The sequence below is a fragment of the Rhodopseudomonas sp. BR0C11 genome, assembly GCF_010820945.1.
In the GTDB taxonomy this organism is placed as follows: Bacteria; Pseudomonadota; Alphaproteobacteria; order Rhizobiales; family Xanthobacteraceae; genus Rhodopseudomonas; species Rhodopseudomonas palustris_H.
This window is the reverse complement of the sequence record NZ_QTKI01000145.1, coordinates 1-10,767: the sequence shown is the minus strand read 5'-3', so window position 1 is coordinate 10,767 and position 10,767 is coordinate 1. Positions and strand designations below refer to the sequence as shown.

Below are 10,767 nucleotides of genomic sequence, written 5' to 3'. Positions count from 1 at the left end.
CCTTTGGCACAGATGAGGTGTAGTCTGCCATAGCAACAGCCAGAGCACGCCAGAGACGAACGATACACGACAAGCACGATCGGCTGCGACACGCGAGACACGCATCACTTCGCCGACAGTAAGCCTTTCAGGTCTCAACCACCGTTATTCCGCGAGCGCGGTACGAAATCTCTGGAGGCTACAGATCTCTACCCTTCCACGCACCTTGATGTAGTTCCGTTTACATGGACGACCATCGCGACCAAGCCGTACAATCGAACCCGTTGACGGTAACGCCAACAGGACACGATTACCGTGGCTGACCGGGGTGTACTAAATTTCGACGAAATCTCCCGTTGAAGCGATGAGCATTACACTCCACAATTAAACATATTCAGACACTCCGCAGAATTCTCCCGGAGATCGAAATACCCAAAATTGGGAATTCGGCCATGCTTAGCAAAGCAATCCAACTTACCAAATCTATTTACCAGTCGTTTCTGCCTGCGCCAGACACTCCTTCAACGCCGCCCGGGGCAAAGGGAGAAATCCAACCCGAAAAAGACAGCGCACCATCGGGCCAGACGGATCAAATTGATTACAACAAACTACATACCTCCAACGCCGCTCGCCTTGTAGACATCGAACACTCCTCTGTACTGGTAGTAGGAGCCAACACCGGGGAAGATTGCAGAGAATTCATCGATCTTGGAGCATCTAGAGTCGACGGACTTGACGTGATCGACGAGGTGGGAGCGGCCTTCACCAACGAACGCACAACTTATTACAAGCAAAGCATCGAGAGGACCAATCTTCAGAGCAATCAGTACGACCTAATCTTCTCCTTTGCCACAATGGAACACGTCACAGATATCCACGCCGGTTTTACTGAGATGGCGCGACTCCTCAAACCCGGAGGAGTTTTGTATTCAATCGCGGCTCCACTGTGGAATTCCGCCTATGGACACCACATGACTTGCTTCCATGGACACCCCTGGGTCCATCTTGTCTTCGATCGATCGGGCATCTTATCCTACGCAAACCAGAACGGAATACAGGGCGAGCGAGGACACGACATCGTCGACATCGTCGATTACATGCTCGACCTTAAGTTCTTTAACAAGCGATCAAGCGCGGAATACCTAGACGCTGCGGCACGACAACGCTGTTTGTCCATTGCCAGAAACGACCTGGAAGGCGGCGATCCGACGCTGCTAAATCACCCACTTGGCCAGGCAGTCCTCCAACGTTATCGATCTGACGAAATACTTCCGGTCGTGCACACCTTGATAGCTACAAAGACGGCGTGATCGACCGAAAAATCGGTCGTATTCGACGTAGTGCTTAACGCGCCGACAGCCCTTTTCCGGCAGCAAAGCTTTGACTGTTGAATAAGCGCTTGGCGACGCGCCTCCCGTCATGCTTCCTTAAATCCGGATCGAATGAGGCGCGAATGATGCCGCGGAGCGACGAACGGACAGGACTCCCGTTCGCCCTTATCGATGTAGAAGGTGGGATTCGCGCCGATCACCCGCTCCGGACGACAAGCAGCTTGCCAAGACGGCGCTGGCTCACCTTTCAAGGACCTCAAAGCGCTCGACACAGCATTCGGGCGCCATGGATCGCTGCGGGAGCTGTTGCTACAGGCTTCAACGTCAATCGCTTGGAGCGGCAGGCGTTGGAGCGGGTAGATTCGACATACTGTTTCGCTGGTCCCGCGACCGCAGCATAGACGACACGGCGTGAGCTCATTTAAACTTCTTCGAGTATCTTGCGGTAGCCAGTCGGCGAGGCTCTGCCACAGGGACTTCTACTAAGGAGAACGGCGATGGCCTAACAGTGCTGGGCGGCGTCGAACAAGTCGCGGCACCGCAGAGCGGGATCAACGTTGGAATTAACCACCGCCATCGCGGTGATCACACGCGCCGGATAGCGCCGCCTGCAGACAGTGCTTACGAGGTTACGGATTGTGTCGAGGAGCTGGGAAACCGTTCGGTGGCGGGGCACATCGCCATCGACGAGCATTCGAACAAGGCCAGCAAGCCGCACCAAACCACGACCGACCGACTGGTTCTGAGGCACGCATCTACGCGGTCAGTACACTGTACACTGTCGCAAGCGCATCGAGGAGAAATTAGCGGATGACGGCCCGGCCGGCCTTACCAAACATGCAGTTCCGAGGCCGCACCCGCGTCAATGCCGCCCTCAAGCTGGCGCTAACGACCCGCCATCTGATCCGCCTGCCATGACTGTCGGGGGCAACCGCATGAGGCACCTCGGCTTAAGCGCCAAGCGCCATCCGGCAAAGCCGACGCTCGGCGGAGAAGCCCATCTGGAACTCTCGATCCGACCGAAACAAAGTTCTTCAAAGCCTGCTAGGGCTCGTCGAGCACCCGCAACATCGCCTCCTTGGTTCGATTCTTCAGCATTTCGAGCTTGGCCTTGACGTCGTTGAGCGCCTCGGCGTCGAAATCACTGAAGATATATGCATGCAACGCTTCCCAGCGCGGCGATAGACGGTCGATCTTGGTGCGCGCTTCATCAGACAGCGACATCAGCACCACGCGGGCATCTTCCGTCGAGGGCACCCGATTGAGCAGCCCCATCCGCTCCAGGATCTTGGTCTGAGTTGTGACGAAGGTCGAGACGGCGTGGATCTTGTGTGACACGTCGCCGACGGACACGCCATTTCCCTGGTCGAGATCGGCGATCGCCATCAAGATCAGCCACTGCGAGCCGCTAATTCCGAACAGCTTGGCCCACGCGCGGCGCATGTCCTCGAGATTGTTGCTGATCGAGACGAAATCCCAAATCACCTGGTGGGACACGCCGAAATCTCGGTGCGCGCACGCTTGTGAAACACCGGGCGGCTCCTCGGCCCCCACCGCCTGGAGCGGCTGCATCACCAACGACGGCCGCGTAACGGCTTCGTCGTGATGCTGCTCCCTAGTCCGATGCGGCATCCCCGCCCCTCCGAATCATCCCCGAAACGTTCTTTTTTGTTTGTCGACTCGGACGAACCCGAAATCGCGGCGCAGACGTGATTGCGTTATGTACCCAAACTTGAGCTGAGACCAAAGGTGCCATTTTTCGTCCCAGTCGTACGCTCGTTCGTCGTCTCTATCTCCAGCGGCAGCTGCGATGGCCTGAAAACAAAGTCGTTTCAAGCCTGTCGCAACTGGTGATCGAGCATAGAGCCGGCCGCAGCCAAGCCCGGATCGCGGAATTTGGACGTGACAGAATCGTGACACCCTGTTGCCTCAATACCACAGTTTTGTCCGATGACGTCGCACTCCTTTGTTCGATCCTTCCGTTAGCTATGTTTGTTATGTATCTAGTTCCCTGACGGAGGGGGGCAACCTCGAAGTCGTCCCGGCTCAAACTGCTCACGCTCTGGCATCGAGCAGTCGGGTTCACGGGCGGGCTCGTACCGGAACACAGCACCGGTCGGCATGCCCTTCGAAGGCAAACTTGGAGGTTTACGATGAATTTTGCGAAGAGCCTTATGCTCGGTGGTGCGGCGCTCCTCGTCGCCACCGCTGGTGCGCAGGCGGCCGATCTTCCGCTCAAGGCCAAGGCGGTCGAGTACGTGAAGGTCTGCTCGCTTTACGGCGCAGGCTTCTACTACATCCCGGGCACCGACACCTGCATCAAGCTCGGCGGCTTCATCCGCGCCGAGTACGCGTTTAACGCCGGCGGTATGACGGAAACTCCGTCGTGGAACGGCAGCGCCGGTCAGGGCAACCGGCTTGCCAACAACACCATCTATCGTTCGCGTGCCGACCTGAACATCGACACCCGCACCGCGACCGAATACGGCGTGGTTCGCACCTACTTCGACTCGGTGTTCACCTGGACCACCGGCAGCGACACCGTCGCCAACGGTAGCCTCGGCGTGTACTTCGCGTTCGTGCAGTTCGCCGGCTTCACCTTCGGTAAGGCGGTCTCGCAGTTCTCGACCCCGTGGAACGGCAGCCCGGGCAACATCGGCTCGAACCTGCTCGGCGGCGACGATACCTCGACCGGCGTCAATCAGGTCAGCTACACTGCTGAATTCGGCAATGGCGTGTCGGCCTCGATCAGCCTCGAAGACCAGTCGGGCTATCGCTGGGCGCAGGGTCCGTCGAGCTCGACCATCACCGTGCTGAACGTGACCCCGGGCCTCGGCTCAGCAGCCAACTGGCTCAGCGGTTTCGCCAGCGGCGCCACTAACTACACCGCCGGGACCAGCATTCCGGACATCGTCGGCAAGGTCCGCGTCGACCAGGCCTGGGGCCTCTTCCAGGTATCGGCGGCGGCGCATCAGATCCGCGCCAGCTACTACGATCCGAGCAACGAGACCTCCGGCCATCCGAGCGACAAGTGGGGCTACGCGGTTCTCGCCGCCCTGTCGCTCAAGAACCTGCCGACCGGCCCGGGCGACTCGATCAACCTCGACGCGACCTATGCTGATGGCGCGATCCGCTACGTGATCGGCGGCACCAGCCCGAACTACTTCTCGATCTTCGGCAACAACGCCGATGGCGTTGCCTATCAGACCCTGGGTATCGGTACGGCTGTCGACGGCGTGTTCGTCAACGGTGGCGGCATCGAGACCACCAAGGCCTGGGGTATCCGTGGTGCCTTCAACCACAACTGGAACCCGAACTGGGCGACCTCGATCTTCGGTTCGTACTCGTCGGTCGACTACGGCAGCACCGGTGGCGCTCTCTACACCGCGGCCCTGTTCAATCGCGTCGGCGGTAACTTCACCGGCACCCCGAACTTCAATATCGCTCAGATCGGCACTCGCACCTCGTGGACCCCGGTCAAGAACCTGACGTTCTCGGGCGAAGTGATGTGGACCCGCCTCGACCAGAACTACACCGGCTTCACCGGTTCGGTTTCGCCGGGCGGCACCAAGCCGACTGCGGTTTACCAGTTCAAGGATCAGGACACTGTGGTGGGCGCAGTCCGCGTCCAGCGCACTTTCTAAGTCCTAAACAACTTGTAAACCTCCAAGGAACCTCCGGCGATGCCCCGCCGGAGGTTTTCCTTTTTGGAGGTCTTAATCCAGCGCGTCGAGCTTGCTCCGCGTTTGGATAACCTCATCAAGTCTTACCCGGCCTGCTAACGAATCCCGGACGCCGCCCCTTTGTCTTCCGGAACGTTTTCTTGCCTTGGAACTTGACGCTGCGGAGACTACGCGATGCGCAAGCTGATCGGCTTTGACGACGACTCGTTCGACAGACTTACACAGCTCGGCCGCGATCGGATGGCGACGCTCCAAGAGCTCGCCGACGAGGCGTTCGCCGACCTTCTGAAGAAGCACGGCGTGCCGATCGACTTGAAGGATGCGCTGCGCAAGAGCGTAGCGCCGGCTCTGCATCGCAAACATTAAGGAGCAGCCGATGTCCGCCGACCCGGATCCGTTCACACTGGGCGAAAGCGCAGCGCGCGAGAACATTCCCGCCGAAGCCAATCCCTATCACGAGGGCAGCGAAGAACACGCACTGTGGGCCACCGGGCATGAGCGCGTCGCGACCGCAATCGAAGCGAACGAGTCTGAAGGAACCTGACGGAAGCCGGCCGCGAGGGGCGCGGCTCTGCTCACCCGATCTTCTTAAGCCCCTTGGCGTAGCGCTGGCCGTTGGCGACATAAAAGCCAGCGCCTGCCAGCATCGCTTGGACCTGTTCGGGGGAAAGCGTCCGCGCGACCTTGGCCGGCGCTCCGAGAATCAGAGAGTTCTCTGGAAACGACTTGCCTTCGGTGACCACGGCACCTGCCCCGACAACGCAGCCACGCGCTAGCTTGGCGCCATTCATCACGATCGCACCCATCCCGATCAAAACGCTGTCCTCGATGGTGCAGCCGTGCAGGATGACGTTGTGGCCGATGGTGCAGCCTTTGCCGACCTTGAGCGGAAACCCCGGATCGGTGTGGCAAGTCGTGCCGTCCTGAATGTTGGAGCCCTCGCCGATCTCGATCCATTCGTTGTCGCCGCGCAGAACGGCGCCAAACCAGACCGAGACCGAACTACCGAGGCGAACTTTGCCGACCACCGAGGCGCTGTCAGCGATGAAGTAATTTCCATCTGCCGGAAGATCAGGCCGCTGCCCGTCAAGTTCGTAGATCGCCATCGCTGCCTCCTGTCGTCCGCTCCGTCATGACAATGCAGCGGCCTCGACGCAATGGTTTTCAGGTGAACACTCCGAGAGCCTGCAACGCCATCACAACCACGGTTCCTGACATCAGGCTCCAGAACCCAGCCAGCAGAGTCGCCAGCATCACGAATTGCGCACGCCGGAGATCGGAGGTGCGCGGCCCGGTCAGCGTGTTGCGCATGATGATAAACGGCGCTGCGAACATCAGAAACGGAAGTGCCGCAAAGCTCTGCGGGACCACGCCCTGTTGCAGCAGACTGAAGCCGGCGGGGCGCTGCGCCATCGCCTGATAGGCGCTGGTCAGCGCGCCGGCGACGGCAAAGCCGATCAGAAGCGAGAACAGATTGTTGAGCGCATCGGGCGACATCAGCAGCTTCCCAGCTCGATGGGTAGGCTGAAGGTGTCGCAAAATTCGACGACGGACGCCACGACAGCCTTAAGAAAAGGTTAACGCGCCGAAGAAGAATTAAACACGTGCGCCGCACAATCCCGTTCGGGACCGATTCGCCGCGTGGCATAGTCCGGCTGATTCGTGGTGTCGGATGTCTGCGTTGTCATGACTTTGGTATCGTCGCTTCCGGGCCGTCCGCGCGATTCCCGCGCCCGGCGCAATCATTCCCGCGTCCCGTTGATGATCGGCGGTGCGATCGGCGCGGCTTCGATTGCGGCTGTTGCCTATCTGCTGTGGCCGACTTGGCACGTGCAGACGGTCGGTGATCCGGATCGCACCCCGGTGACGATTGGCGACACGCTGTTCAATGTGCCGACCAAGGCATTTCGGGTGAAGTATCAACGCCGCTCCGGGCCGCAGGAGCGCGTCGACCTCGCGTTCCTGTATCCGTCACTGCTGCCGCCAGAGCGCGCTACGCATAAGACGGCAGAGGAAATCGCCGAATTTCAGCCGATTGATCGGATTTTCGTCTCGATCGCCGCACACCAGGACACGCTGGCGCCTGAGACACGGCTGCGCACGATCTATCCCCGCTATCTCGCGCCGGTCGCTCCGCAGACCACGGATGGGCTGACAATGCGCCCGTTCCTGGAAAGCTCACCTTACGCGAACGAGGATCTGTTCGTAGCTACGGAGCAGCCTGAACTGGCCGCGCGCTGCACGCGAGATCGGCAAACGCCGGGAATGTGCCTGAGCGAAATGCGGATCGAAGGCGCCGACCTCACCTTCAGGTTTCCGCGACAATGGCTGACGGAGTGGCGGAATGTCGCGCATGCGATCTCGCAGCTCGCCGCGCAGATGCATGTGCGCGGCTGAGGCGACAGATCCGGTTACTCGACGTCGGCCAGGTCGTCTTCCAGGATCGCCATCTGGAACTGGAACGAGCGATCGTCGTCCTCGTCGTCTACGAACAGCACGCCGATGAACTCCTCGCCGATATAGACCTCGGCCGAATCTTCCTTCTTCGGGCGCGGCACCACGCGGATTTTCGGATTGCCGAACACCCGCTTGAGATAGGCATCGAGTTTTCTGACTTCCTGAACGTCCACGGTAATCTCCAATTCATCTGGGCGATGGCTGGCGCAGCGCCGACGGTATTCGTTTCGTCGCGCGACCGGCCACGGCCGGGGTCGCCGTCAGTACTTTCTCACGGCCGCTGCCGCAACCCCTCGCGGCGAGTTGCGAACCGCAATCGAGGCCGATGGCAATTCGACCGATCAGAGACCAATCGCGTTGATCATCTGATCCATGGTGCGTGACGGCTCGGCGCAGCCGGCCTCCCCCACCACCTTGGCCGGCACACCGGCGACGGTCATGTTGTGCGGCACCGACTTCAGCACCACCGACCCCGCGGCGATGCGCGCGCAGTGTCCGACTTCGATGTTGCCGAGAATCTTGGCGCCGGCGCCGATCATCACGCCGCGCCGGATCTTCGGATGGCGATCCTCGTGCTCCTTGCCGGTGCCGCCGAGCGTGACGCCGTGCAGGATCGAAACGTCGTCGTCGATCACCGCGGTTTCACCGACCACCAGACCGGTGGCATGATCCAAGAAGATGCCGCGGCCGATCTTCGCCGCCGGATTGATGTCGGTCTGAAACACCGCCGACGCCCGGCTCTGCAGATACAGCGCGAAATCCTTGCGTCCCTTGCCGAACAGCCAATGCGCCAGACGATGCGTCTGAATGGCGTGGAAGCCCTTGTAGTACAGCAGCGGATCGATGAAGCGCGACGTCGCCGGATCGCGATCGAAAACCGCCACCATATCGGCACGAAACGCGTTGCCGATGTCCGGCTGATCGCGCAGGGCGTCTTCGTAAGTCTGACGGATCAGATCACCGGACAGCGCCGCATGATCGAGCCGCTCGGCGACGCGATGCACCACTGCGTCTTCCAGACGATCGTGATGCAGCACGCTCGCAAAGATGAACGAAGCCAGTTCGGGCTCGCGCCGAACGATGTCTTCGGCTTCGCTCCGCACCCGCTCCCAGATCGGATCGAGCGCCGTCACGTTCGCACTCTGCGGATTGATCTGATGCATCACCATGCCGGCTCTCTCGATCGGTCGTTCAGAACACTATACCACGCCAGCCGCGGCGCTGTCGCGGCGACTGTCGAAGCCGGCTCGGCACGTGCCAAGAATCGTTAAACCCTTGAAGCCAGCCGATATTCCGAGAGCCAGCGCCATCATAGCGAACCCCTCACCTTTTCAAAGTGGGCGGCTGCGGCGACTGAATCAAGGCCGGAGCGGCGGGGCGCCGTCACGGCCGCCGCGCCAAAAAATCCACCACACCTTCCTTGTAAACCCTGTCGCCGACCGCGCGCATGTGGTCACGGCGCGGGATATCCAGCACCTCCGAGCCCGGAATGATGTCGCCGAGGTCGTGTGCCGAGCCGGCGACGTCGTCGTCTGTGCCGACCGCGATCAGCACCGGGACGGCGATCTGGACGACGTCCTCGCGGCTCATCAGTCCGCGCGATCCGCGCATACAGGCGGCAAGCGCTTTGCGATCGGAACGGGTCTGATCCGCGAAGGCGCGAAAGGTGCGACCAACCGGATCGGTGACATCGTCGAGCGCGTCGGCCTCGAGCGCGTGCGCGACGTTTTCACCGGGACGCCCTTCGTTGCTGAGGAGCCCCATGCCGAGACCGCCGAGCACGAGCGAGCGGACCCGCTGCTCCTGCCACCGCGCGAGATTGGCGCCGATCCGCGCGCCCATCGAATAGCCCATGACGTCGACGCGCGCGATGCCAAGATGATCCATCAGCGCCACCGCGTCGGAGGCCATCGCCTCGAGCGTGTAGTCGTTCGGATCGTACAGCTTGCTGGACTCGCCGTGGCCGCGATTGTCGATCGCGATGACCCGGCGCCCGGCTCGCTTCAATTCCGACAGCCAGGACGGATACACCCAGTTGACGTTCTTGTTCGAGGCGAAGCCGTGAATCAGCAAAATGGGCTCGCCCTGGCCTTCGTCGAGGTAAGCGATGTTGACTCCGGCGTGATCAAAGCTCGGCATCAGGTATCCGTCGTTGATGATAGGAATGAGCGTAGTGGGTTACTTCGTCAGGCCCGGGGGCGGGCGCAGCCGAGCCACACGATCCGTCGCGTCGGCGAACCAGCATGGCCGCGATCCGCGCAAGCGTAACGAACAGCATCGAACTCTATCATTCTTGCACCGCTCGCACTATGCCTCGGCCGTGGCAGATGCCGCGCCGAGGGACGGCTGCGGCTGCCTGGTTGCGGCAAGCGCGCGTTTGGCCGCCTTGCGTTTGCGGCGATCGAGCCAGCGTTGCGTCAGGCGCTCGGTGCCGGCCTTCAGCGAGGTGACGAAGCCGATCAGCATCATCAGCGCACTGAAGATCCACGAGGCGAAATTCCACAGGCCGGTCGTGAGCAACAAAGCACCACGCCCGAGCAGCTTGATGATCGCACGGGTCTGCCCCCCTTTGGCTTCGGCAAGTTTCGCGGCTCGCGCTACATCCTTCGGATTTTCAGCAACCTTAAGCGCATCGAACGCGCCGCGCGTGCCGGCCTTCTCGCCGATCTTGCCGACATCCTTGGCGAACCGCATCAAACCGCCGGCTTTGTCGGTGCGGACTGCAGCCTTCACCGCATCGAGCGTCTGCGCCGGGCGAAGCAGCGACCCATCAGCGACGGCACGTTGCAGTGCCGGTGACTAGCCCGGTCGCGAACCGTGTCGCCACTTGCGCAGGCGCACGATCCGCAGCGACCGCATCATCGACGCGCCGTGTCAGTTCGTCAGCCAACGCGACCCGATGCGCGCCGGCCAGTTCGACCAGGCTGCGCGCGAGATCAGCATCACCTGCGGCGAGTGCAGCCTCGATCTGTCGCGGGATCATGCCCTGATCTCGCCGCAAAGCCTCCGCGATCTGCAGATCCGACAAGCTGGCGGGATCATCCTGCGCGGCGATCAGTTTGGCACTGTACTGGGCGTGCGGCCATGCGGCGACCAGCGCCACAGCGCTGATTGCAAGGCAGAACTTCGCCACGCCGAGTTGTAGCCGCATCCGGTCCTCGTGTTTCTCCCTAGGAGATGGTGCGTCATCACTTCGACACAACCGATCAGACGAAAGGAGGGCTTCTCCCACACCACGGGATTGTGTCGAATTTCACCGGGCAATCTCTATCCGGCCGCTCTAGGAATCAGGCAGCGGCGGCGGTATGGTGCGCTGC

The 10,767-nt window shown here is 61.0% G+C and carries 11 protein-coding genes and 1 pseudogene; 5 read left to right on the top strand and 7 right to left on the bottom strand.

Translation table 11 applies throughout. From position 1 onward, the window contains the following. Positions 1-431 precede the first annotated feature (431 nt). On the top strand, positions 432-1,289 hold the full coding sequence (locus DYI24_RS13140) for a class I SAM-dependent methyltransferase (protein WP_164572603.1): 858 nt from the start codon (positions 432-434) through the stop codon (positions 1,287-1,289). A gap of 1,065 nt (positions 1,290-2,354) precedes the next feature. On the opposite strand, the gene DYI24_RS13135 is transcribed toward DYI24_RS13140, so the two are convergent. After that, positions 2,355-2,942 carry a MarR family winged helix-turn-helix transcriptional regulator gene (locus DYI24_RS13135; protein WP_164572602.1) on the bottom strand — a complete coding sequence of 196 codons (588 nt, stop codon included), beginning with the start codon at positions 2,940-2,942 and terminating at the stop codon, positions 2,355-2,357. Between the two features lie 521 nt (positions 2,943-3,463). Here DYI24_RS13135 and DYI24_RS13130 point away from each other — a divergent pair. The 3 genes from DYI24_RS13130 (at position 3,464) to DYI24_RS28065 (ending at position 5,537) form a co-directional block, all read left to right on the top strand. Continuing rightward, positions 3,464-4,954: a porin gene (locus DYI24_RS13130; RefSeq protein ID WP_164572601.1), complete on the top strand. Its 1,491-nt coding sequence runs from the start codon at positions 3,464-3,466 to the stop codon at positions 4,952-4,954. Positions 4,955-5,167: 213 nt separating this feature from the next. Further along, entirely contained in the window at positions 5,168-5,359 is a 192-nt protein-coding gene (locus tag DYI24_RS13125) for a hypothetical protein (RefSeq protein WP_164572600.1), read from the top strand. Between the two features lie 10 nt (positions 5,360-5,369). After that, the gene (locus DYI24_RS28065; protein ID WP_205523501.1) at positions 5,370-5,537 is read left to right on the top strand and encodes a hypothetical protein; all 168 of its coding nucleotides are present in this window, start codon (positions 5,370-5,372) and stop codon (positions 5,535-5,537) included. 31 nt (positions 5,538-5,568) lie between these two features. Here DYI24_RS28065 and DYI24_RS13120 read toward each other — a convergent pair whose 3' ends face one another. Continuing rightward, positions 5,569-6,099 carry a gamma carbonic anhydrase family protein gene (locus DYI24_RS13120; RefSeq protein WP_164572599.1) on the bottom strand — a complete coding sequence of 177 codons (531 nt, stop codon included), beginning with the start codon at positions 6,097-6,099 and terminating at the stop codon, positions 5,569-5,571. Positions 6,100-6,157: 58 nt separating this feature from the next. Continuing rightward, the gene (locus tag DYI24_RS13115) at positions 6,158-6,490 is read right to left on the bottom strand and encodes a DUF6949 family protein (protein WP_107345217.1); all 333 of its coding nucleotides are present in this window, start codon (positions 6,488-6,490) and stop codon (positions 6,158-6,160) included. A gap of 189 nt (positions 6,491-6,679) precedes the next feature. On the opposite strand from DYI24_RS13115, the gene DYI24_RS13110 reads away from it, so the two are divergent. Continuing rightward, on the top strand, positions 6,680-7,390 hold the full coding sequence (locus DYI24_RS13110; protein WP_164572598.1) for a hypothetical protein: 711 nt from the start codon (positions 6,680-6,682) through the stop codon (positions 7,388-7,390). Between the two features lie 14 nt (positions 7,391-7,404). Here the strand turns inward: DYI24_RS13110 and DYI24_RS13105 are convergent, their stop codons facing one another. The 4 genes and pseudogenes from DYI24_RS13105 to DYI24_RS13090 all read right to left on the bottom strand — a co-directional run bounded on the left by DYI24_RS13105 (position 7,405) and on the right by DYI24_RS13090 (position 10,601). Next, positions 7,405-7,623, bottom strand: coding sequence for a DUF3126 family protein (locus DYI24_RS13105; protein ID WP_012496853.1), 219 nt, complete (start codon positions 7,621-7,623; stop codon positions 7,405-7,407). Positions 7,624-7,791: 168 nt separating this feature from the next. Continuing rightward, positions 7,792-8,619, bottom strand: coding sequence for a serine O-acetyltransferase (gene cysE, locus DYI24_RS13100; RefSeq protein ID WP_107345219.1), 828 nt, complete (start codon positions 8,617-8,619; stop codon positions 7,792-7,794). Positions 8,620-8,833: 214 nt separating this feature from the next. Further along, complete coding sequence (locus DYI24_RS13095) at positions 8,834-9,589, bottom strand: alpha/beta fold hydrolase (protein ID WP_164572597.1); 756 nt, start codon at positions 9,587-9,589, stop codon at positions 8,834-8,836. Between the two features lie 168 nt (positions 9,590-9,757). Further along, positions 9,758-10,601 (bottom strand): annotated as a pseudogene (locus DYI24_RS13090) (hypothetical protein). Between the last annotated feature and the right edge of the window lie 166 nt (positions 10,602-10,767).